We start from the raw sequence: 21,003 nt of genomic DNA, 5'->3' as shown, positions 1-21,003 counted from the left end.
CGACAGGTTGTCTCATATCGCGACGCCGCAGTGTGTCCCACGCCACTACAGTCGGATCATCCGTGACGATCACCCGGGATCCGGGCTCGTGACGGTTCCGCGCCCGACCCGGTGACGCGGCCCGACCGACACGGGGGAAGCCACATGGCCGAGCAGGTCCACCGGTTGATCTACCGCAGTCACAGCACCGTGCCGCGCGAGCCCCGCGACGAGGTCCTCGCCGAGATCTTCGACGTGGCCCGGTCGAAGAACAAGAAGGCCGGTGTCACCGGTGCGCTGCTGATCTCCGACAACTGGTTCGTCCAGACCCTGGAGGGCGACGAGACGGTCGTCACCGGGCTGTTCGAGAAGATCCGGGAGGACGACCGGCACACCGATGTGTCGGTCGTCGAGTCGACGACGGCCCAGGCCCGGGTGTTCTCGCGCTGGTCGATGGCCCGCATCTCGGTGATCGGGCGCTCGGACATCCCGCTGCACGACGTCGACGGCCGCATCCGGCCCGCCGCACCGGACCAGCCCGGGCGTGAGCAGCAGGAGCTGCTCACGCGGATGCGGAACACCACCGGGGCGGACTCGGTCTGACCCGGCTCACCGCAGCGGGATGTCGACACCCCGCTCGGACTCGGGGCGCGGACCGTGGATCCGCCGCTCCGCCTCGGTGATCGGGACGTCGTTGATGCTGGCCTCGCGCCGCCGCATGAGTCCCAGCTCGTCGAACTCCCACAGCTCGTTGCCGTAGCTGCGCCACCATCGGCCGTCGGCGTCGCGGGACTCGTACTGGAACCGGACGGCGATGCGGTTGTCGTCGAACGCCCAGAGGCTCTTGCGCAGCGCGTAGTCCTGCTCGCGCTGCCACTTCGCCGTCAGCAGCTCGACGATCTCCTGCCGGCCGGTGGCGAAGGTGTCGCGGTTGCGCCACACCGAGTCCGGTGTGTACGCGCCCGCGACGCGCTCGGGGTCCCGGGTGTTCCAGGCGTCCTCGGCGGCCTGCACCTTCTGGCGTGCGGTCTCCGCGGTGAACGGCGGGTAGGGCGGACGGCCATCGGCCACGACTGTCTCCTCGGTCAGTCGAGAACGAGCGTTCTCGATCTGCTCCGGTAACGTAGGGAACGATCGTTCTCGATGTCAAGGAGGTCATCGGTGCCCGCGGCCATCACCGAGGAACAGGCCCGTCTCGACCGGGACGGCCTGCTGGACGCAGCGGAGCTGCTGTTCTACGAGCGCGGCATCCGAGCCGTCGGGATGGACCGGGTCAGGTCGGCGTCGGGGCTCCCGCTCACGCGGATCTACCGGGACTTCGCGACCAAGGAGGACCTCGTCGTCGCGGTGCTCCGTCGGCGCGACGAGCGCTGGCGGGGCGACCTGGCGGCGTACGTGACCCGGGTGGGGGACCCGCGGCGGCGGCTGCTCGCCGTCTTCGACTGGCTGGGGGAGTGGTTCGCCCGGCCCGGGTTCCGCGGCTGCGCGTGGATCAACGCCTACGGCGAGCTCGGCAGCACCTCGGAGCCGGTGCTGCGCGAGGTGCGCAGCCACAAGGAGCTGTTCCACCGGCAGCTCGGGGAGTGGGCGTCGGCGGCCGGGGTGGATCCCGTCGAGCCGGTCTGCCTGCTCGCGGAGGGGGCGATGGTGACCGCGGCGATCGGCGGGAGCCCGGAGCCGGCACGGCAGGCGCGGGCGGCGGTGGCGGCGCTGCTGCCCTGACCGGCGGTCACTGCGCCCAGGCCGCCGACATCACCGCGGACAGCGGCTCCAGCTCCGCGACCAGCTCGTCGAGCTCCGCGTCGGACAGTGCCGCGTACGGCGGCGCGGCGAGCTCGTCGGTCAGCGCCTCCACGCGCGCCTTGACGTCGCGGCCCGCGTCGGTGAGCCGTCCGTCGTCGTCGACCAGGCCGCGTCGCCGCAGCCCGGACATGACATCGGCCAGCCGGGCCGCCGGCAGGTGGTGCACGCGCCCGAACGTCTCCGGCGGATGGATGCCCATGTCCAGCGCCGACAGCAGGTGGGCCTCGGTGCCGCCGACCCGCTCGGCGAGCAGGGCGGTGACGTGCCCGTCGCCGCGGTGCTCGCGCAGCGTCGTCGCGGACTGCCACAGCCGGGTCAGCGGGTCGCCGGGGACCTCCAGGGTGCGCATCCCCGCGTACATCACCCGGCCCTCGGTGGGGGCGCTCGTCGCGGCGGTGGTGAGCAGGTCGGCGGCCCGGTTCACGCCGGGCGACCCGGACAGCTCGGCGCCGAGGATCCGGCGCAGTGCCGCGACGCTGCCCCGTCGCCACGCGGCGAAGGACTCCTCCGGCGGGACCGTCGCCCAGGCGCTCGGGATGTGCCGGGCGGCCTCGCCGTCGGCGAAGCTGTAGAACGCCGCGTGCACGACCTCGGCCGGGACCCGGCCGAGCGGCGCGGCCCGGCTCGCGAAGTAGCCGTCCCAGTAGGTGCGGTGGCCGAGCGCGGCCAGCTCCTCGTTCGGCTCGTCGGCGAGGTAGGTGGCCAGGCAGATCGGCTCGGTCAGCCCGAACATGCGGCGTGCGGTGTGTGCGGAGGACATGACCGGTACGACCGGGCGGGCGTCCGGAACTGATCGGCCACCCGGGCGCCACGGTCCGGCTCACGTGCGGCCTCACCCGCCCCGACGGGACGATCGCGCACCCGAGGATCCGCCCGGCGCGGTGACGGCGAGGGTCCAGCCGTCGACGTCGCAGCGGCCGTCGGAGCCCTCGCCCGCGGCGACGACGGTCCCGTCGGCCCGCAGGCCGATCGTGTGCGCCGACCCGGCGGCGACCGCGACCACGTCCCGCCAGGTCCCGACGGCGCACTGTCCGAGGTCGTCGTCCCCGGCGGCGACGGCCGTCCCGTCCGCGCGCAGCCCCACCGTGTGTCCGCTGCCCGCGGACACGGCGATGACGTCGTGCCACCCCGCGACGTCGCCGCCACCCCGCCCGGTGGTCACGACCGTGCCGTCGGTCCGCAGCCCCACGGTGTGCAGGTACCCGGCCGACACCGCGACCAGGTCGTGCCATCCGCCGACCGCGCACTGGCCGTACCGGTCGTTGCCGGTGGCGACCGCGGTGCCGTCCTCACACAGCCCGACGGAGTGCCAGTCGCCGCAGCTCAGGCCCCGGACCCCGCGCCATCCGCCGACCGCGCACGCGCCCTCGGCGGCGCGGCCCGCGGCGAGCACGGTGCCGTCGGCGCGCAGCCCCAGCGTGCGGCGCCACCCCGCGGCGACCGCGACGACCCCGTGCCAGCCGGCGACGGCGCACTCGCCGTCGTCGTCGCGGCCGGTGGCCAGGACCGTGCCGTCGGCGCGCAGCCCGACGGTGTGCGTGCGGCCGGTGTTGCGGGCGGTGTGGACGTTCCCCACCGCGACGGCGACGACGCCGGTCCAGCCGTCGACGGCGCACTCCCCGGCGCGGCCGTCCCCGACCGCGACGACGGTCCCGTCCGCCCGCAGCCCGGCCGAGTGCCGCCGGCCCGCGGCGAGGACGCCCATGTCGCCAGGATGCACGGCCGGCTCAGCCCAGCCGGCCGTGCACGGCGTCGTCGTCGACGGTCACGTCCGCGCCCAGTCCGCGCAGCACCGCGACCGCCGCGGCGTTCGCCGGGGTCGTCGCCGCGACGACCGGGCCGTCGGCGCGTGCCACGAGCATCCGGAGCACCGCCCCGCCGACCCCGCGGCCCCGCCACGGCCGGGCCAGCCAGATCCCGGCCTCCTCGCCGCCCTCGACCGGTTCCAGCCGCGCCGCCCCGGCCACCTCCCCGTCGACGACGACGGCCCAGGTCCGCTCCACCGGCACCTGCGCCGCGACCGACCGCTCCCGGTGGAACGCGACGAACGCCGCGCGCCGCGGCGTGGTCCAGCCGGGTGGGCCGGGCACCGGGGGCATCACCTCGAGCGGGTCCGCCCCGGCCGCCGCCGTGTCGCACAACGCCGCCAGCAGGGACTCGTCGAGGCGCCTCAGTCCGATGTGCACCCGCCCAGGATCGCGGTCACCCGTCCGGTGCGTCACCGGGTTTCCGGCCGGCGGGCGCCGTCGCGGCCCGCACGGCGGCGGGATGACCCGGCGGAGGAGTGATCTGCACCGACAGCGTTACTCCGGACGGACCACGTCGTTGACCATCGTGAGGGACCGCGCCGACGTGCGACAGTCTGGTGCGAAAGGCTGTCCAGCCCCGTCCCGTGCCGCCGTTCGGCGATCGATACACACCCGACGGCCGTGCCCCGCGCGACGAACGGTCGAGTCCGGTGGCGCCGTACGGCCCATTCCCGCAGGTGGTCGCGGGTGTCGGCGGGCTACCGGGCGGGTCCGGCGGTGACTCCGGGAGCTAGAGACGCCCGTTCCGTCCCGTCGTTGCGCTGATGTGATCCATCCCACTTCTCAATGCCTTTCTGTAACGATCGGCGAGCTGTCGATCTTCTACGGAGAGTAGCTAAACGACACCTGACGGATAGCACTGTGTGTAGTTGGTCAGCGGCGAAAGGTCGGTTCGGGTGAACGGAAACAGGCATAACGCCGCCCGAACGAGGGGGTGCTCTCGCTTCGGTGATCGGCGTCCGTACGTTCTGCGGCACCGGCCAGTGACGGAGTGTCAGTTCGACGGCCGGATCACATCGCCACAGAAGGAGTGCCATGAACGCCCCCGAGACGACCCCCGCCCGTCGTAACGCCCGGCGGATCGCCACCGCCGGCGTCCTGTCCGTCCCGCTGGTCCTGGGCTCGGCCGGAATGGCCTTCGCCGGTGACTACGGCGACGGCGGCAAGCACCACGACAAGGGCCGCGACTGCGCACCGTCGTCCGCCTCGCAGAAGGGTGGCCTGCTCGGCCTCGACGCGGCCGTCGACCCGCAGCTGAACGTCGGCGGCATCCTGAACCAGGGTGCGGTCTCCCAGCACACCACGAAGCTCGACCGGTCCAACTCCGGCATCGTGCAGAGCGGCTGCGGCGCGGGCGACGCCGTGCAGGTCGACGACCTGGTCGGGCTGGGCCTGGACGTCAGCCCGTCGGCCAACATCGGCGGCATCCTGAACTCCGGCCCGGTGCAGCAGTCGACCACCACCGTCGACGACTCCAACAGCGGGATCCTGCAGTCCGGCGGCACGCACGGCGGTGGCGGGCACGCCTCGCAGCGCGGCGGCCTGATCGACGTCGCGGCCACCGTCAACCCGTCGATCAACATCGGCGGCCTGCTGTCCAGCGGCCCGGTGTCGCAGTCCACCACCACGGTCGACCAGGGCAACTCCGGCATCGTCCAGGGCTGAGCTCCGCGGGACACCCGCGAGGCGCGTACCGCCCGGGCCGCTTGACCCGGCCCGGGCGGTACGGCCGACCGGTCCCTCCGAGCGGAGCTCAGAAGTCCCGGCGGACCAGCATCCGCCACGCCCACCCGGCCGCGACGTCGGGTGGGGGCAGCGGGTCGCGTTCCAGCCAGCTGGCCGCGACCCCGAGCAGTGTCCAGGTCAGGCCGGCGGCGAACACGTCCAGCGGCATGCCGAACGCGTCCTCGGAGACACCCAGCCGCACCGTCGTGTCGGCGACGACCGACTGCATCCGCCGGCGCATCCCGGCCGCGGCGTCCGGCGCCGCGGCACCGCCGAGCGCCTGCCGGTACAGCGGGGCGTGCTCGGCCAGATGGATGAACCAGCGCAGCAGCGCCGCGGGCGGCTCGGGCCCGATGTCGTCCATCGACAGATCCGACAGGTCCGCCCCGGCGTCCGCCGCCCGGTTGGCGAGCGCGTCGGCCAGCAGCATCTCCTTGTCGGTGTAGTGCTGGTAGAAGCTGCTGCGGTTCACCGACGCGTGCTCCGCGACGTCGGCGATCGTGATCGACTCGAGGGTGCGCTCCCTGGCCAGCGCGAGCAGCGCGTCCTGGAGACGTCGTCGCGTGCGCACCGCCCGGGGATCCACGCTCACCATTCTGCCGAACGGGTGACGCCCGGGTGCGGCGGCCCACCGCGTCGCCGCCCGGTCAGGACGTCCGGTTGCACGGCGGCCCCCACATGCCGGCCCGCCGGTCCTGCGCGATGCGCTGCCCGGCCTCGAAGCCCGGCCGGTAGCGGCCCTGCCCCGGGCCCACCCAGCCCGCGACGAGCGCCGCGTCGGTGTAGGACTGCTGCGTCCCGACCACGAGGTACGCGGGCCAGGTCGGGGCGTCCGCCGCCGGGGCGGGCAGCGTCGGGTCCGGTACCAGCGTGACCTCCTGACCGTCGAGGAAGCCCTGGGCGAACCGCTGCGCGTCGGCCCGCGCGCACGGCGGCGTCGAGGCGGTGTCCACGCCGATCACCGACACCGTCACCGGACGGCCCCCGACGTCCACCACGACCGTCGCCGGGTCCACGACGCGCTGCACCCGCCCGTACAACGTCGGCGGGCCGGTGAGCGGGCCGAGCGCGGCCGTCCCCGGTTCGCCGGCCAGGGCCGGGCCGTCGGACATCCGGCCGATCGTGAGCCCCCCGACGATTCCGAGGGCGACCAGCGCCAGCACGGTCAGCATCGTGATCATGCGGCGTGGGCCGGTGGACCAGGCGGACTGGAGTGTCCGGGCGCGGTGGCGCGGTTCGGGCAGCATGACTGGAGTTCGTACCGAATCGGGCGTCCGGTTGCCTGTCGGGCGGGATCAGGGACATCCGGCCGCGGTCCAGGCCGCGGAACAGCCGGTGCCCGCGGAGGCGGGCCCGGCGACCCCGGTCCCGAACAGGGCGAGCGCGAGGACGGCGCCGGCCAGCAGCAGGCGGGGTCCGGTGGGACGGGTGCGGCGGCGCGGCGCGGTCATGCCGGTCCTCTCGCCGGACAGCGGGCCGATGTTGCGCCGTCCGGACCAACCTCATCAGGATTGTCGATCGCCGGACACGCGGCGGGACCGCTCCGGGGCGCTGCTAGGTTCGGCGCCTCCGTCCGTCCGGGAGGCCATGCGTGATCACCGTCCGGGAGCTGGGACCCGACGACTGGGAGACCTGGCGCGACCTGCGCCTCGCCGCCCTGGCCGAGGCCCCCGACGCGTTCCACAGCCGGCTCACCGACTGGCTCGGCGCGGGGGAGCGGGAGTGGCGCGACCGGCTGGCCGCGCCCGGCCGGTACCTGGTGGTCGAGGTCGGCGGCCGCCCCGCCGGGCAGGTCGTGGCCGTCCCGCCGGACGGCGACGGCGTCGCCGACCTCATCGCCCTGTGGGTCGCCCCGCACGCGCGCGGGGGCGACGCCGCGACCGCGCTCGTCGACGCGGTCCTCGACCGCGCCGCCGGATGGGGCGCCCGGACGCTGGCACTGCACGTGGTGATCGGCAACGACCGCGCCGCGGCGTTCTACCGGCGGCTCGGGTTCGTCGACCGGGGTGTCGTCGAGCGGCCCGACGGCATCAGCGAGACCCGGATGGACCGGCCCGTCGGCCGTCCGGCCCCGCGGTGCTGACCGTCCGGCCCGCGGTGCCCTCCGACGACCCCGGGCTGACCCGGATCGACGCCCTGACCTGGACCGCGGAGGTCAGCCCGGCCCCGCCGCCCGGGAGCTGTACCGCCGCTGCGGCTTCGTCGAGGAGGGGGTGCTGCGCGCCGAGTTCGTCGTCGACGGGGTCGCCGTCGACGACGTCCTGATGGCCAGGCACCTCGCTCCGCCGGTCGGCTGACCTGCGGCGACGCGGAACTGTCGGAGGTCGTTCGTAGCGTCGAAGCCATGACCAGCGCCCTGCCGTCGCCCCCGGCCTCGCCACCCGTCCCGGCCCGGGTGGCCGCCGCGCTGCGCGCCTCCTGGGGCCGCGACACCTGCGATGTCGCGGACGTCACCGGCTGGACCCCGGACCGTCCGTCGCGGGGCCAGTGCGGGGCGACGGCGCTGGTCCTGCACGACCTGTTCGGCGGTGACCTGCTGCTGGCCGAGGTGTGGCAGGCCGACGGCCGGCTGCAGGGCTACCACTGGTGGAACCGGCTGCCCGGCGGCGCCGAGGTGGACCTCACCCGGGACCAGTTCGGCCCGGGGGAGACGGTCCACCCGCCTCGGGTGGTCGTGCGCCCGGAGGGCCCGCCGCGGCGCTGCCGCGCGCAGTACGAGCTGCTGCGCCGGCGGGTCCTCGACCGGCTGGACGGCCCGGGGTGAGCGGCCGGGGCTCAGCGGCGGCCGCGGCGCACGGCGTCGGCGAGCGTGCCCAGCAGCTCGTCGGTGGTGCCCCAGGACATGCAGGCGTCGGTCACCGAGCGGCCGCGGACCATGTCCGGCCCCAGCTCCTGGCGTCCCGCCTCCAGGAAGCTCTCCATCATCAGCCCGGTGACGGCCCGCTCGCCGCCCGCGATCCGCTCGGCCAGCTCCGCGACGACGCCGGCCTGCCGCACGTGGTCCTTGCCGCTGTTGCCGTGGCTGGCGTCGACGACGACCCGCTCCGGCAGACCCGCCGCACGCAGCCCGTCGGCGGTCGCGGCGACGTCGGCGGCCGAGTGGTTGGGGGTGGCCCCGCCGCGCAGGATGACGTGGGTGTCCGGGTTGCCGGTGGTGGTGACCAGGCCGGCGAGCCCGTCGGCGTTCACCCCCATGAACACGTGCGACGCCGCGGCCGCGCGCATCCCGTCGATCGCGGCGCGGATGTCGCCGTCGGTGGCGTTCTTGATCCCGACCGGCATCGACAGGCCGCTGACCAGCTGGCGGTGCACCTGGCTCTCCGCGGTGCGGGCGCCGATCGAGCCCCAGGTGACCACGTCGGCGATGTACTGCGGGGTGATCGGGTCGAGGAACTCGCAGCCGACCGGCAGCCCGAGCGCGGAGATGTCGAGCAGCAGCGTGCGCGCGGTGCGCAGCCCGCGGTTCACGTCGAAGGTGCCGTTCAGGCCCGGGTCGTTGATCAGGCCCTTCCAGCCGACGGTCGTGCGCGGCTTCTCGAAGTAGGTGCGCATGACCACGCACAGCTCGCCGGACAGCTCTTCGGCCCGGGCGGCGAGGCGGTGGGCGTAGTCCAGGGCGGCGTCCGGGTCGTGCACCGAGCACGGCCCGACGACGACGAGCAGCCGGTCGTCGTCGCCGTCGAGGACGTCGGTGACCGCGGCGCGGCCGCGGGTGACGGTCTCGGCGACCCGGGGGTCGCAGGGCAGGTCGTGCCGCAGCAATGCGGGCGAGATCAGCGGGCTGATCCGCTCGATGCGGCGGTCGTCGGTCGGGGCGACCTGCAGGGGGGTGGTGCTCGCACTCATCGGAGACGGTGGTCCTTACCCGGCGGACCGCCCCGGATCACCTCGACCGAGCCGGTCTGGAATGCCGGCTCGAGGGGATGGAGGTCAGCGCGCTACGGCACCTGCCAGCCCATCCCGGGCCGGCCGGCGAAACCAGTAGTACGCGTTCAGCACGTGGCGACCGTACCCCACGCCGACGGCAGGCGTGGTACCACCGGCACATGCGGATCGCCCTCGCCCAGATCGTGTCCACCCCGGATCCCGAGGAGAACCTCGCCGAGGTGGAGCGCCGCACCCGCGCGGCCGCCGACGCCGGCGCGCAGCTCGTGCTGTTCCCCGAGGCCACCATGTGCTGCTTCGGGGTCGCGCTCGGCCCGGTCGCGCAGCCGCTGGACGGACCGTGGGCGACGCGGGTCCGCGAGGTCGCCGCGGCGGCCGGGACCACCGTCGTCGCGGGGATGTTCACCCCGTCCGGGGACGGCCGGGTCCGCAACACGTTGCTCGCCACCGGCGGCGGCGTCGACACCCACTACGACAAGATCCACATGTTCGACGCGTTCGGCTTCGCCGAGTCCGACACCGTCGAGCCCGGCACCGAGCCGGTCGTGGTCGGGGTGGGCGGTGACGAGCCGGTCACGGTCGGCCTGTCCACCTGCTACGACGTGCGCTTCCCCGGCCTGTACCAGCGCCTCGCCGACGACGGCGCCACCGTGCTGCTGGTCCCCGCGTCCTGGGGCACGGGACCGGGCAAGCGCGAGCAGTGGGAGCTGCTGGTGCGGGCCCGTGCGCTGGACACCGGTTCGTTCGTCGTCGCGTGCGACCAGGCCGACCCGACGACGGTCGGCCGCGAGCACGGCAAGGCGCCGACCGGGATCGGGTACAGCCTGGTCGCCGGCCCGCGCGGCGAGGTCGTCGACGCACTCGGCGCCGAGCCCGGGCTGCTCGTGGTCGACGTGGACCCGGCGGCGGCCACGGCCGTGCGCGAGCAGATCCCGGTGCTGGCCAACCGGCGGTTCTGAGCCGCGTCCGGCCGTTCGGCGGTGCGGCGGCCGCCCGGGGCGGCTCAGCCGCCCGCGGTGCTGAGGCGGTCGGAGATCTGCGCGGCGAGGTCGACGTCCTTCGCGGTCAGCCCGCCCTCGGAGTGCGTGGACAGCCGGAACGTCAGCGTGGCGTAGCGGATGTCGATGTCCGGGTGGTGGTCGGCGGCCTCGGCGTCCTCGGCGACCCGGTCCACCACCGCGATCGCGGCCTCGAAGTCGGGCAGGGTGGCGGTGCGGACGATGGAGTCGCCGTCGCGGTCCCAACCGGGCAGCTTCTGCAGGGCGTCGGCGATCTCGGCGTCGGTCAGCGTCGGGGTGGGCATCGCCCCATCGTGGCGCAGACGGCGCACCCCGTCGCGGTGGAGGGTGTCCGAATCCTCCCGGTGGAGCAGCCCGCTCCCGGTGGAGCGGCGGCCGGCCGGGAGCGTTCAGCCGTCGCGGCGGGTCAGGGCGAAGACCACGGCACCCGCCCCGGCGACGGCGAAGCCGGCCGCCCGCGCCGTGGTCGCCCACAGGGCCGACGGGTCGGCGGGCACCGCGAGGATCCCGGCCAGGACCTCGTGCCAGTGCCCGGACGGCAGGACCGGCGCGATCGGCTCCCACAGCACGGTCGCCAGGGGCGCGACGGTCAGCGCGGCCAGACCGGTCGCGACCACCCCGGCGGGGCGCCGGACCAGCGCCGACATCGCCAGCAGCAGCATCCCCAGCCCGCACAGCTGCACCGCGGCCCAGCCGGTGAGCACCAGGGCCCGGGCCACGGTGGCGCCCGCCCCGAACGGGCCGGAACCCAGGGCGAGGCCGCCGCAGACCAGGGCGGAGACGACCGTCGTCGCCGCGGCGAGCAGCGAGGTCACCGCGACCGCGGCGGCCTTGAGCCCGAGCAGCCGTCCCGGGCCGACGGGGGACAGCCGCAACGCGTCGAGGGTCCCGCGGGCCCGCTCCGCGGCGAACGCGTCGGCCGCCACGAGCACGACGGGCATCCCGAGCGCGAACGCCGCGGGTTCGGACAGGGCGACCGTCAGGGTCCCGAGTGCGAAGGACAGGCGGCCGGCGTCGGTGGCGAGCGCGATCGTCGCCAGCAGCGGCACCAGCGCGGCCGCCGCGAGGACGACCGCGGTGCGCGGACGCAGCAGGGCCAGCTCCAGCTCCGAGCGGAGCAGCCGGCCGAAGGGCGCCGAGGTGGGGCGGCGTGCCGCCCGGCCGGCCGTGGGGCCGGAGCGCGAGCCCGCGGACCGCACCCGTGCCGGTGCCGGTGCCGGTGCCTCCGAGGGGGACGGTCCGGTCCGGGGGAGGGGGGCGGCGGCCCAGTCGTCGTCGGGCCGGGGAGCCGCGGTGCCCCGGGTGTGCTCGGGACGCACGCCCGCGCTCACCGTCCCGCTCCGTACCCGGCACCCGCCGGGGACGGCTCCTCGGTGAGCCGGGCGAAGAACTCCTCCAGCCGGGCGGCGGGCCGGGTCACCCCGTGCACGGCGACACCCGCGTGCACCAGCGTCGCGACGACGTCCGGCGCGGCGGGCCCGGCCGGCACGAGCACCCGGTCCCGGGCTCCCGGCTCGGCGTCGATGCCCCGGGCCAGCAGGGCCGCGACGGCGCGCTCGCCGTCCGGCGTCGTCACCACCAGCGCCGACGGGCCGGAGTCGACGAGCTCGTCGAGCGGGCCGGCGCACAGCAGGCGCCCGGCTCGGAGCACCGCGACGTGGCTGCAGGTCGCCTCGATCTCCCCGAGCAGGTGCGAGCTGACGATCACCGTCGCGCCCGCGGCGTTCATCTCCGCGATCAGCCGGCGCACCTCGCGGGTCCCCGCCGGGTCCAGCCCGTCGGTCGGCTCGTCGAGCACGACCAGACGTCGCCGGGTCAGCAGCGGCACAGCCAGACCGAGGCGCCGCCGCATCCCCGAGGAGTACTCACCGGCGCGGCGGTCGGCCGCCTCGGCGAGCCCGACCCGGCGCAGCACGGCGTCGACGGCGGCCGGGATCCGTGCCGAGTCCAGCAGCGGTTCGGCGGCCGCGGCCCGCAGGAGGTTCTGCCGGCCGGTGCGGTGCGGGTGCAGCGCGGGCGCGTCGACCAGGGCTCCGACGTGCGGCAGCACCTCCGACGCGCGGTACGGCAGCCGCCGTCCGAGCAGCTCGACCTCGCCGTCGGTGGGGGCGAGCAGCCCGAGCAGCATCCGCATGAGCGTCGTCTTGCCCGCGCCGTTGGGGCCGAGCAGCCCGAGGACCGCGCCCATCGGCACGTCGAGGTCCACCCCGTCGACCGCGCGCACCGCGCCGAAACCGCGGGACAGGCCGATCGCGCGCACGGCCGGTGGGCGGGGTGCGGCGGTCGGCTCGGGGGAGTCGGCGGGGGCGGACGTCCGGTACACGGGACCCAGCGTGACCGTGCGGCGCCGCGAGCGGGCCGTTTCGGCGAGATCGGTCGGCCCGGCCGGGTGCGGGTCCGGCTGCGAGGATCAGCGGTGTGCCGGTGCTGAGCCTGGACCATCATGTGGACGGACCGCCCCGACTCGTCGCGGGGGTGCTGCGTGAGTCCGCCCCCTCGGCCCGCGCGGTCGCGCGGGTGGGAGCCCGGTTCGCCGCGCCGTCGGCGCTGCTCGTGGCCGGGGACGAGATCCGGGTCGCGCTGCCCGGCGGGTTCCCCGCCTGCCGGACCCGGATCACCCGCGCCGGGGCCGACGGGTTGTGGTCGGAGCTGGCGGCGGGGCCCGCGGCGGTGCTGCGGCACTCGACCCGGGTCACGCCCGCGGACGGCGGCGGCAGCCACGTCCACGACGAGCTCACCTGGGAGCCGCCCCTCGGTGTGCTCGGCCGCCTCTCCGACCCGGTGCTGCGCCACTACGGGGCGCGGCTGCTCCGGGCCCGCCGTGACGTGCTCGCCGAGCGGGTCGCGGAGCTGGGCCGGGCCGGGGTGGTCGTGGGAGCGGCGATCGTCCGCGACGGCAGGCTGCTCGTCGCCCAGCGTTCCTACCCGGCCGAGCTGGCCGGACGCTGGGAGCTGCCCGGCGGTGGCGTCGAGGACGGCGAGAGCGAGCAGCAGGCGCTGGTCCGGGAGTGCGCCGAGGAGCTGGGCGCCCGGGTGGTGGTCGGGGAGCGGCTGGGCACCGACCTGCCGATCGGGCGACGCGTGCTGCGGATCCACACCGCCCGGGCGGCGGCCGGCTCCCCGGAGCCGGAGGCCCGCGAGCACCGGGCGCTGCGCTGGGTGGGGCCGCACGAGGTGGCGGCCCTGGGCTGGCTCGACGCCGACCGGGCCGTCGTCGCCGAGCTGGTGGACCTGCTGCGGACCTGACGCGCGGTCCCCGGTGCCGGAACGACGATCACCGCCGGATCGGTGGAACCGATCCGGGCCGGGCGTCGTCCAAGCCGCATGAACCGGAACACCACCGCCCCCGTCCCGTCCGTCCTCCCGGCCGCCGCGCACGGGGCGGCCCGCCGCCGCACGTCGCGCGGCACCGACCCGCTCGCCCGGCTCGTCGCCGCACAGGACGGCCTGGTCACCCGGGCGCAGGCGCTGGCCCACGGCCTGTCGACCGACCAGGTCGACCGCAGGCTCGCCGCCCGGCGCTGGATCCCCGTGCACCCCCGCGTGTACCGGCACACCGCCCACCCGCCGAGCGAACGGTCCCGGGTCCGCGCCGCCGCACTCTGGGCGGGGGAGGACGCCGTGCTGACCGGGGCCGCCGCGGCCTGGTGGTGGGGACTGATCCCGTCGGCACCCGCGGTCGTCACGGTCACCGTGCCGCGCCGGCGGGCTCCGCGGTCGCGGGCGGGGGTCCTCGTCCGGCGCCGGGACCTGGACCCGCGCGACGTCGTCACCCACGACGGGGCGGTCGTCGCCCGTCCCGCGGCCGCGGTGCTGGAGGCCGCGGCCGATCCGTCGGTCCCCGGGGACGCGCTGCTCGACCACGTGCTCACCACGGGCTCCGTCGGTGCGGCCGAGCTGGTCGAGGCGCACGCCCGCAACCTCGGTGCGCACGGGTCGGGTCCGGTCGGCCGGATGCTGGCGGAGGCGTCGCGCCGGGGCGCCGTCCGGGCCCGGCACGGGCTGCGGGCGCTGCTCGCCCGGAGGGGGGTGCGGGCCTGGCGCACCGACGTCACCGTGGCCGGGGTGCTGCTCGACCTCGCGTTCCCCGCGGCCCGGCTGGCGGTCGAGGTGCACGACCCGGTCGACCCCGGGACCGGCGCCGACGGCTGCGGCCCCGCGTGGCGGCGGGCGGTGCTGCGCCGGCACGGGTGGCGGACGCTCGTCGTCGAACCGGCGGAGCTCCGGTGCCCCGACGAGCTCCTGGACCGCCTCCGCGAGGCGGTGACCGGGCACCCGGCGGGGCCCGGCGGTACCGCGGGGCGGGCCGCGGGGTGAACGACCGGCGAACGCCACCACACACGGTGTCACCGGACCACTCGGACGACTGTGATTCCGGCCATGCCGGCACCGCGCAGCGGACGCGTCGTCGCAGCGTACGGGGTGATCATGAAGGCCGGTCCGGGGTCCGGGCGCACGACGACCCGGACCTGCCGGACGACGTCGACCGGCCTGCCGCCGTCCTGCCGGACAGGCGGTGCGCACGCACCCCGCAGTGCGACGTCGTCGCAGCTCAGCGGGTCATACGTCCGTTCAGTAGATGCGCGCGACCTTGATCGCGCGGGTGAGTGCCTTGCCGCTCAGGTCGTCCGCACCCGCCTTGCGCAGCCGCAGCGCGACGACCGGACAGCTCTTGCACCGCTTCGGCTTCGACCGGCAGCACTTCTTCTTGACCTTGCCCATGATGAGGTCAGGCTAACCTGCTCCCGGCGCGGGGTGAAGGACTTGCAGCGGATACCGTTGGAGTGTGACCATCCCTCGTTCCGCCTCGGCCCTCGATGCCCGTTCCTCGATCGAGAGCGACGCCGTGCCCGATCGGGCCGGTCGACCCGAGCTGCGCAACGTCGCGATCGTCGCGCACGTCGACCACGGCAAGACCACGCTCGTCGACGCGATGCTCCGCCAGTCCGGTGCCTTCGCCGAGCGCGCCGAGCTCGTCGACCGGGTCATGGACTCCAACGACCTGGAGCGCGAGAAGGGCATCACGATCCTCGCCAAGCACACGGCGGTGAACTGGCACGGCACGACGATCAACGTCGTCGACACCCCCGGCCACGCCGACTTCGGCGGCGAGGTCGAGCGCGGCCTGTCCATGGTCGACGGCGTGGTGCTGCTGGTCGACGCCTCCGAGGGCCCGCTGCCGCAGACCCGCTTCGTGCTCCGCAAGACCCTGACCGCCGGTCTGCCCGTCATGCTCGTGGTCAACAAGACCGACCGCGGCGACGCCCGGATCGCCGAGGTCGTCGACGAGTCCCTCGAGCTGCTGCTGGAGCTGGCCGACGAGCTGGAGCTCGACGAGTCGGTCACCGCCCACCTGCTCGACCTCCCGGTCGTCTACGCGTCCGGCCGCGCCGGCAAGGCCTCGCGGATCCGTCCGGCCGACGGCGAGCTCCCGGACTCCGACAACCTCGAGCCGCTCATCGAGACCCTGCTCGACGTCGTCCCGCCGCCCGCCGACGACGTCGACGCCCCGCTGCAGGCGCACGTCACGAACCTCGACGCGTCCAGCTTCCTGGGCCGCATCGCGCTGTGCCGCGTCCGCGCCGGCGTGCTGCGCCGCGGCCAGCAGGTCGCCTGGTGCCGCGAGGACGGGACCACGCCGCGGGTGAAGATCACCGAGCTGCTGCGCACCGAGGCGCTGACCCGCGTCCCCGCCGACGAGGCGCGCGCCGGTGACCTGGTCGCCGTCGCGGGCATCGCCGAGGTCACCATCGGCGACACCCTCGCCGACCCGGAGTCCCCGGTCGCGCTGCCGCGCATCCACGTCGACGAGCCCGCCATCTCGATGACGATCGGCACCAACACCTCGCCGCTGGCCGGCCGCGACCCGCACCCGGGCAAGAAGCTGACCGCCCGCCTGGTGAAGGGCCGGCTCGACGCCGAGCTGGTCGGCAACGTGTCCATCCGCGTGCTGCCGACCGAGCGCCCCGACGCCTGGGAGGTCCAGGGCCGCGGCGAGCTCGCGCTGGCGATCCTGGTCGAGACCATGCGCCGCGAGGGCTTCGAGCTGACCGTCGGCCGTCCGCAGGTGGTCACCAAGACCGTCGACGGCACGCTGCACGAGCCGTTCGAGCAGCTGTCGGTGGACGTGCCCGAGGACAGCCTCGGCGCCGTCACCCAGCTGCTCGCCGCCCGCAAGGGCGAGATGGGCGACATGGTGCACGGCGACGGCCGGGTCCGGATGGAGTTCCGCGTCCCGTCCCGCGGCCTGATCGGCTTCCGCACCGAGTTCCTGACGATCACCCGCGGCGCGGGCATCGCCAGCCACGTCTTCGACGGCTACGGCCCCTGGGTCGGCGAGATCCGCACCCGGAACAAGGGCTCGCTGATCTCGGACCGTTCCGGGCCGGTCACCCCGTACGCGATCGACCAGCTCGCCGACCGCGGCACGCTGTTCGTCGGGCCGACCACGCTGGTCTACGGCGGGATGGTCGTCGGGGAGTACACCCGCAACGAGGATCTCGAGGTCAACATCACCCGCGAGAAGAAGCTGACCAACATCCGCTCGTCGACCTCCGACGTGCTGGTCAAGCTGATCCCGCCGACGATCCTGAGCCTCGAGCAGTCGCTGGAGTTCTGTGCGACCGACGAGTGCGTCGAGATCACCCCGGAGAACGTCCGGATCCGCAAGATCGAGCTGGACCCGAACCTGCGGGCCCGTGCCCGGTCCCGCGCGAAGGCCGCGGCCAACGCCACGAAGTGACCCGTACGGCCCGTGCGCTGCAGTGTCGCGTATCGGTGAGCAGGGCAAAGCCTCACCGACACCCGGCCCTGCTGCGTATCGGTGAGCAGAGCGGTGGCGCCCGCCGTACCCCGTCCGGCGGGCGTGCCCGCCCCGGTGGGGATACTGCGGACGTGAGAGCACGTCGACGCTTCCGGGCGCTCCCGGCGCTCCTGCTGGTCGCCCTGCTGGCGCTGACGGGCTGCGCGGCGGACCCGCAGCCGGCACCCCCGCCGGAGACGAACCGCCCGACCGAGCCGGTCACCGCCCCCACCCGGGTGGTGGTCGGCGTCGACGACCTCGGGCCCGGGTTCAACCCGCACCTGCGGTCGGACCAGTCGGCGGTCACCACGGCGATCGCGTCGATGACGCTGCCGTCGGTGTTCCGGCCCGACGACCGCGGCGTGCCGCAGCTCGACACGACCGTCGCCACGTCCGCGACGGTCACCTCGCAGAGCCCGTTCACCGTCAGCTACGAGCTCAACCGCGACGCCGGGTGGTCCACCGGCGCCCCGATCGCCGCCGAGGACTTCGTCTACCTCTGGCAGCAGATGCGCAGCCGGCCCAACACGATCGGCGCCGCGGGCTACCGCGAGATCACCGACGTGCGCTCGCGTGCCGCGGGCAAGGCCGTCGACGTCGTGTTCCGCGAGCCCTACCCGCACTGGCGGGAGCTGTTCGGCAACCTGCTGCCCGCGCACCTGCTCAAGGACGCGCCGGGCGGCTGGACCGCCCCGTTCGCGGGCGGGGTGCCGGCCTCGGGCGGCCCGTTCCGGCTGATGCAGGTCGACCGCCTCCGCGGCGAGGTCCTGCTCGCCCGCAACGACCCGTACTGGGCGACCGCCGCGGTCGTCGACGAGATCATCCTGCGTCGCATCCCGGCGAACACCCTGCCGACGGCGCTGGAGAGCCAGGGAGTCGACCTCGCCCTGCCCGACGCCCGGCCGGAGATCACCCAGGCCCTCGACGTACTGGCCCGGGGCCCCCGGCCGCCGACGGTGCAGCGCGGGCCGCGCCCGGCCGTCGAACAGCTGGAGTTCCGCACCACCGACGGTCCGCTGGCCGACCCCCGGGTCCGCGAGGGCATCGCGGCGTTGCTGGACCGCGACGCGATCCGCGAGCGCGTCAACCCCGACGCCGTGGCCGTGAACGCCTTCGGCGCCGCCCCCTCGGACCCCGGCTACGCGCCGACCGCTCCCGCCGGCGCCCCCGGCCGACCCGATGCGGCTGCGGCCGCGGCCGCGTTCACCGAGGCGGGCTACGTCCGTGGTCAGGACGGCCGGTGGACCCTCGGCGGGCGCCCGCTCGGCGTGGTCATCGGCGCCGGGGCCGAGCGGACCGAGGACGTGAACGTCGCCCGCGTCGTGGCCGAGCAGCTCAAGGCCGGCGGCATCGGCGCCACGATCGTCGCCCCGTCGGCACCGGACCTGCTGACCGACCCGAGCGTCGCCCCGACGACGCCGACCCCGACCACCACCCCCGCCCCGGGCGCGGGCCCGGTCCCCGGCGGCAGCGCCGCACCGGTCACCACGCCCCCGGCGGCCCCGACCACGACGACCGCCGCCCCGACGACGTCCGGCTCCCCCGACTCCGGGACCCCGGTCGCCGTCGACGTGCTCGTCGCACCCCGTGCCGCCTACGGTGCGATCGGGCCGCGACTGGACTCCGACTACGGCTGCCCCGCGGACGCGGTGCCCGGCGAGCTGCCGGGCGTGGCCTGCTTCCCCGCCCTGCAGCCGCTGCTCGACGAGCTGCTGGTCGCCGAGAGCCCGGACCCGGCCGTCGTCGCCGAGGCCGAGCGGGTGCTGTGGCGCCAGCTGCCCGCGCTGCCGCTGTACCAGGCGCAGGGTCTGGTCGTCAGCAACCCGCAGACCGACGCGGCCACCCGGGTCACGCCCGGCCCGATCGCGACCGGCCCGATGTCGGGCGCCCGGACCTGGGCCGAGCCGGAGGGCTCGGGCGAGCGCCCGACCGGCGACGACGACCCGAACTGACACCGTCGGACGCGTCCGTTCGGACGCACTCCGCTGCTGCACGGTGACGGCGAGTGGTACGTAAGTACCAACTGTGTTTCGGCATGCATCGAGGGCTGTGCGACGCAACAGTCCCGTTGTTACTGTCCGGTTCGGCTGCGAGCCCGTTACGCCGTTCACCGGTCACCGTTTCGCCACGATCGGCGTCGGACCTCGCTGCTGGAGGGCCGCGATTCCTAGCGTGCCTCCCGACGGGCCCCGGCACACATCCGGCGGTCCGTCGCGTCCCGGACGGGTGCGACAACGGCGTGCACCCACGACATCTCGAGAGGCACGGCAGATGAGGGGAAGAAGGGCGGCCGCCTCGGCCATCGCCCTGACCGCGGTCGTGGGGCTCGTCCTCACGGGCTGCAGCCAGCAGAGCAACACGGGGGGCAGCGGCAACACCGCCGCCGGGTTCGAGGAGACCCCTGACCAGCCGGAGGTGCCCGGCAAGCCGGGCGGCACGTTCCGGCTGGCGATCACCGAACCGACCGCGATCGACCCGTACAACACCCAGGAGTCCGAGGGGACCCTGGTGAACCGTGCCCTGTTCACGGGCCTGATCCGGGTCAAGCCCAACGGCGACGTCTACGACGGCGTCGCGTCGAAGTGGACGCCCAACCAGAACTGCACGCAGTGGGTGTTCGACCTCAAGCCGGACCAGAAGTTCTCCAACGGCGAGGTGCTGAACTCCACCTCGTTCAAGCGGGGCTGGGAGCGCACCGCGGCCAAGGCCTCGGCGTCGGAGGTCTCGTACCACCTGGACGAGGTCCAGGGCTACGACCAGATCCAGGCCGGGACCGCCAACGCGCTGGCCGGCGTGGACGCGACGAACCCGAACCAGCTCAAGGTCACGCTGTCCAAGCCCGACTGCGAGTTCGAGCTGCGGACCTACCACCCGGCGCTGAGCCCGGTCCCCTCGACCGCGGGCGCGGCGGACAACAAGACCTACAACGACCTGCCGGTCGGCAACGGCCCGTTCAAGATGGACGGCCCCTGGCAGCACGACCGCGGCATCCGGCTGGTCCGCAACGACGCCTACACCGCGGGGACCAAGGCGAACCTCGACTCCGTCGAGATCACCATCGTCCCGTCCGGTGAGGGCGGCGGCGTCACCGCCGAGTACAACGGCTTCCAGAACGGCCAGTTCGACTGGGCGCGCATGCCCACCCCGGTCCTGAACCAGGCCAAGTCGACCTACGAGCCCCAGGGCAAGTGGCTGAACAAGAAGACCAACGGCAACAACTACCTGCTGGTCTCGGTCACCACCGCGCCGCTGAACAGCGCGGACGCCCGCAAGGCCGTCTCGATGGCGATCGACCGCAACGCGATCGTGCAGGGCGTGCTGCAGAACTCGACCTCGCCGGCCGACGCGCTCATCCCGCCGAACTTCCCGGACGCCTACACCCCGGGTGTCTGCACCGCGTGCACCTACAACCCGGACGAGGCGAAGCGGCTCGCGCAGCAGGCCGGTCTCACCCCCGGCACCGAGGTGAAGCTGCAGTACAACACCGGTGCCGGTCACGAGGAGTGGACCGCGGCGGTCAAGCAGCAGCTCGAGCAGAACCTCGGGCTGAAGGTCACCTACACCGGTGTGCCGTTCCGTGACCTGCTCGACAACGAGCAGCAGCCCGAGGCCTCCGGCCTCTGGCGTGCGGCGTGGAGCGCGGACTACCCGACCCCGGGCAACTACCTGTTCCCGCTGCTGGCCACCCAGTCGATCGGTGCCGCCTCGCCGAGCGAGCCGGCCCAGGGCGACAACCGGGGCCGCTACTCCAACCCGGAGTTCGACAAGCTGCTCGCGCAGGCCGCGCAGACCCAGGACGAGGCGGCCCGCAACGACCTCTACAAGCGGGCCGAGAAGATCGCCATCGGCGACGACCTCGCGCTGATCCCGCTCTGGTTCCGCCAGCAGTCCCGCCTGGTCAACACCGAGAAGTTCGGCAACGTGAACATGGACTTCTCCGAGGACCCGACGTTCGACACGATCACCCTCAAGTGACGTCCCG

The 21,003-nt window shown here is 74.8% G+C and carries 22 protein-coding genes and 1 pseudogene; 11 read left to right on the top strand and 12 right to left on the bottom strand.

The window, feature by feature from the left end:
* Positions 1–144: 144 nt before the first annotated feature.
* Entirely contained in the window at positions 145–582 is a 438-nt protein-coding gene (locus tag AC0GKK_RS10725) for a BLUF domain-containing protein (protein WP_489883718.1), read from the top strand.
* Positions 583–588: 6 nt separating this feature from the next.
* Here the strand turns inward: AC0GKK_RS10725 and AC0GKK_RS10720 are convergent, their stop codons facing one another.
* On the bottom strand, positions 589–1,050 hold the full coding sequence (locus AC0GKK_RS10720) for a nuclear transport factor 2 family protein (protein WP_062400406.1): 462 nt from the start codon (positions 1,048–1,050) through the stop codon (positions 589–591).
* A gap of 90 nt (positions 1,051–1,140) precedes the next feature.
* On the opposite strand from AC0GKK_RS10720, the gene AC0GKK_RS10715 reads away from it, so the two are divergent.
* Positions 1,141–1,701, top strand: a complete 561-nt coding sequence (locus AC0GKK_RS10715; RefSeq protein ID WP_062400408.1) for a TetR/AcrR family transcriptional regulator — start codon at positions 1,141–1,143, stop codon at positions 1,699–1,701.
* A 7-nt stretch (positions 1,702–1,708) separates the two neighbouring features.
* Here the strand turns inward: AC0GKK_RS10715 and AC0GKK_RS10710 are convergent, their stop codons facing one another.
* The 3 genes from AC0GKK_RS10710 to AC0GKK_RS10700 all read right to left on the bottom strand — a co-directional run bounded on the left by AC0GKK_RS10710 (position 1,709) and on the right by AC0GKK_RS10700 (position 3,968).
* On the bottom strand, positions 1,709–2,542 hold the full coding sequence (locus tag AC0GKK_RS10710) for an SCO6745 family protein (RefSeq protein WP_489883717.1): 834 nt from the start codon (positions 2,540–2,542) through the stop codon (positions 1,709–1,711).
* A gap of 72 nt (positions 2,543–2,614) precedes the next feature.
* On the bottom strand, positions 2,615–3,487 hold the full coding sequence (locus tag AC0GKK_RS10705; protein WP_405419203.1) for an RCC1 domain-containing protein: 873 nt from the start codon (positions 3,485–3,487) through the stop codon (positions 2,615–2,617).
* Between the two features lie 22 nt (positions 3,488–3,509).
* Positions 3,510–3,968 carry a GNAT family N-acetyltransferase gene (locus AC0GKK_RS10700; protein ID WP_489883716.1) on the bottom strand — a complete coding sequence of 153 codons (459 nt, stop codon included), beginning with the start codon at positions 3,966–3,968 and terminating at the stop codon, positions 3,510–3,512.
* Positions 3,969–4,625: 657 nt separating this feature from the next.
* On the opposite strand from AC0GKK_RS10700, the gene AC0GKK_RS10695 reads away from it, so the two are divergent.
* Complete coding sequence (locus AC0GKK_RS10695) at positions 4,626–5,255, top strand: hypothetical protein (RefSeq protein WP_062400412.1); 630 nt, start codon at positions 4,626–4,628, stop codon at positions 5,253–5,255.
* 88 nt (positions 5,256–5,343) lie between these two features.
* Here the strand turns inward: AC0GKK_RS10695 and AC0GKK_RS10690 are convergent, their stop codons facing one another.
* From AC0GKK_RS10690 to AC0GKK_RS10680, 3 genes are all read right to left on the bottom strand, one after another.
* Complete coding sequence (locus AC0GKK_RS10690; protein ID WP_208819352.1) at positions 5,344–5,901, bottom strand: TetR/AcrR family transcriptional regulator; 558 nt, start codon at positions 5,899–5,901, stop codon at positions 5,344–5,346.
* Positions 5,902–5,962: 61 nt separating this feature from the next.
* The gene (locus tag AC0GKK_RS10685; protein ID WP_405419194.1) at positions 5,963–6,562 is read right to left on the bottom strand and encodes a thermonuclease family protein; all 600 of its coding nucleotides are present in this window, start codon (positions 6,560–6,562) and stop codon (positions 5,963–5,965) included.
* Between the two features lie 48 nt (positions 6,563–6,610).
* Entirely contained in the window at positions 6,611–6,766 is a 156-nt protein-coding gene (locus tag AC0GKK_RS10680; protein WP_168172178.1) for a hypothetical protein, read from the bottom strand.
* A 140-nt stretch (positions 6,767–6,906) separates the two neighbouring features.
* On the opposite strand from AC0GKK_RS10680, the gene AC0GKK_RS10675 reads away from it, so the two are divergent.
* Positions 6,907–7,398 (top strand): GNAT family N-acetyltransferase, encoded by a 492-nt coding sequence (locus tag AC0GKK_RS10675; protein ID WP_346108103.1) that lies wholly within the window; start codon positions 6,907–6,909, stop codon positions 7,396–7,398.
* Positions 7,399–7,659: 261 nt separating this feature from the next.
* The gene (locus tag AC0GKK_RS10670; protein ID WP_083474545.1) at positions 7,660–8,079 is read left to right on the top strand and encodes a YunG family protein; all 420 of its coding nucleotides are present in this window, start codon (positions 7,660–7,662) and stop codon (positions 8,077–8,079) included.
* An 11-nt stretch (positions 8,080–8,090) separates the two neighbouring features.
* Here the strand turns inward: AC0GKK_RS10670 and AC0GKK_RS10665 are convergent, their stop codons facing one another.
* A complete protein-coding gene (locus AC0GKK_RS10665; RefSeq protein ID WP_489883715.1) occupies positions 8,091–9,161 on the bottom strand; it encodes a 3-deoxy-7-phosphoheptulonate synthase in 1,071 nt (356 codons plus the stop codon).
* A gap of 200 nt (positions 9,162–9,361) precedes the next feature.
* Between AC0GKK_RS10665 and AC0GKK_RS10660 the strand changes: the two genes are divergently transcribed.
* Complete coding sequence (locus tag AC0GKK_RS10660) at positions 9,362–10,159, top strand: carbon-nitrogen hydrolase family protein (protein WP_251785737.1); 798 nt, start codon at positions 9,362–9,364, stop codon at positions 10,157–10,159.
* 44 nt (positions 10,160–10,203) lie between these two features.
* Here the strand turns inward: AC0GKK_RS10660 and AC0GKK_RS10655 are convergent, their stop codons facing one another.
* The 3 genes and pseudogenes from AC0GKK_RS10655 to AC0GKK_RS10645 form a co-directional block, all read right to left on the bottom strand.
* On the bottom strand, positions 10,204–10,503 hold the full coding sequence (locus AC0GKK_RS10655) for a 4a-hydroxytetrahydrobiopterin dehydratase (protein ID WP_062400425.1): 300 nt from the start codon (positions 10,501–10,503) through the stop codon (positions 10,204–10,206).
* Positions 10,504–10,980: 477 nt separating this feature from the next.
* Positions 10,981–11,268 (bottom strand): annotated as a pseudogene (locus tag AC0GKK_RS10650) (hypothetical protein); the annotation flags it as partial.
* Positions 11,269–11,546: 278 nt separating this feature from the next.
* Entirely contained in the window at positions 11,547–12,542 is a 996-nt protein-coding gene (locus tag AC0GKK_RS10645; protein WP_489883714.1) for an ABC transporter ATP-binding protein, read from the bottom strand.
* A 95-nt stretch (positions 12,543–12,637) separates the two neighbouring features.
* Between AC0GKK_RS10645 and AC0GKK_RS10640 the strand changes: the two genes are divergently transcribed.
* Together AC0GKK_RS10640 and AC0GKK_RS10635 are read left to right on the top strand one after the other, a co-directional pair.
* A complete protein-coding gene (locus tag AC0GKK_RS10640) occupies positions 12,638–13,465 on the top strand; it encodes an NUDIX domain-containing protein (protein ID WP_405419184.1) in 828 nt (275 codons plus the stop codon).
* 78 nt (positions 13,466–13,543) lie between these two features.
* Complete coding sequence (locus AC0GKK_RS10635; RefSeq protein WP_405419181.1) at positions 13,544–14,536, top strand: hypothetical protein; 993 nt, start codon at positions 13,544–13,546, stop codon at positions 14,534–14,536.
* Between the two features lie 255 nt (positions 14,537–14,791).
* Here the strand turns inward: AC0GKK_RS10635 and AC0GKK_RS10630 are convergent, their stop codons facing one another.
* Positions 14,792–14,941, bottom strand: a complete 150-nt coding sequence (locus AC0GKK_RS10630) for a hypothetical protein (protein ID WP_168172180.1) — start codon at positions 14,939–14,941, stop codon at positions 14,792–14,794.
* A 109-nt stretch (positions 14,942–15,050) separates the two neighbouring features.
* Here AC0GKK_RS10630 and typA point away from each other — a divergent pair, with 109 nt between their 5' ends.
* The 3 genes from typA to AC0GKK_RS10615 all read left to right on the top strand — a co-directional run bounded on the left by typA (position 15,051) and on the right by AC0GKK_RS10615 (position 20,996).
* Positions 15,051–16,961 (top strand): translational GTPase TypA, encoded by a 1,911-nt coding sequence (gene typA / locus AC0GKK_RS10625; RefSeq protein WP_489884007.1) that lies wholly within the window; start codon positions 15,051–15,053, stop codon positions 16,959–16,961.
* Positions 16,962–17,113: 152 nt separating this feature from the next.
* Positions 17,114–18,973, top strand: coding sequence for an ABC transporter family substrate-binding protein (locus AC0GKK_RS10620; protein ID WP_489883713.1), 1,860 nt, complete (start codon positions 17,114–17,116; stop codon positions 18,971–18,973).
* A gap of 319 nt (positions 18,974–19,292) precedes the next feature.
* Positions 19,293–20,996 (top strand): peptide ABC transporter substrate-binding protein, encoded by a 1,704-nt coding sequence (locus AC0GKK_RS10615; protein ID WP_489883712.1) that lies wholly within the window; start codon positions 19,293–19,295, stop codon positions 20,994–20,996.
* The last annotated feature ends 7 nt before the right edge of the window (positions 20,997–21,003 follow it).

It is taken from the genome of Pseudonocardia sp. P-1, from assembly GCF_058111925.1.
Note: the sequence above shows the minus strand (reverse complement) of the source record. Positions and strands in the feature narration are given on the sequence as shown.

Coding starts and splice junctions, on each gene's coding strand:
- AC0GKK_RS10725 (WP_489883718.1), top strand. CDS start 145: ATGGCCGAGCAGGTCCACCGGTTGATCTACCGCAGTCACAGCACCGTG.
- AC0GKK_RS10710 (WP_489883717.1), bottom strand. CDS start 2,542: ATGTCCTCCGCACACACCGCACGCCGCATGTTCGGGCTGACCGAGCCG.
- AC0GKK_RS10705 (WP_405419203.1), bottom strand. CDS start 3,487: ATGGGCGTCCTCGCCGCGGGCCGGCGGCACTCGGCCGGGCTGCGGGCG.
- AC0GKK_RS10695 (WP_062400412.1), top strand. CDS start 4,626: ATGAACGCCCCCGAGACGACCCCCGCCCGTCGTAACGCCCGGCGGATC.
- AC0GKK_RS10685 (WP_405419194.1), bottom strand. CDS start 6,562: ATGCTGCCCGAACCGCGCCACCGCGCCCGGACACTCCAGTCCGCCTGG.
- AC0GKK_RS10680 (WP_168172178.1), bottom strand. CDS start 6,766: ATGACCGCGCCGCGCCGCCGCACCCGTCCCACCGGACCCCGCCTGCTG.
- AC0GKK_RS10670 (WP_083474545.1), top strand. CDS start 7,660: ATGACCAGCGCCCTGCCGTCGCCCCCGGCCTCGCCACCCGTCCCGGCC.
- AC0GKK_RS10665 (WP_489883715.1), bottom strand. CDS start 9,161: ATGAGTGCGAGCACCACCCCCCTGCAGGTCGCCCCGACCGACGACCGC.
- AC0GKK_RS10660 (WP_251785737.1), top strand. CDS start 9,362: ATGCGGATCGCCCTCGCCCAGATCGTGTCCACCCCGGATCCCGAGGAG.
- AC0GKK_RS10655 (WP_062400425.1), bottom strand. CDS start 10,503: ATGCCCACCCCGACGCTGACCGACGCCGAGATCGCCGACGCCCTGCAG.
- AC0GKK_RS10635 (WP_405419181.1), top strand. CDS start 13,544: ATGAACCGGAACACCACCGCCCCCGTCCCGTCCGTCCTCCCGGCCGCC.
- AC0GKK_RS10630 (WP_168172180.1), bottom strand. CDS start 14,941: ATGGGCAAGGTCAAGAAGAAGTGCTGCCGGTCGAAGCCGAAGCGGTGC.
- AC0GKK_RS10615 (WP_489883712.1), top strand. CDS start 19,293: ATGAGGGGAAGAAGGGCGGCCGCCTCGGCCATCGCCCTGACCGCGGTC.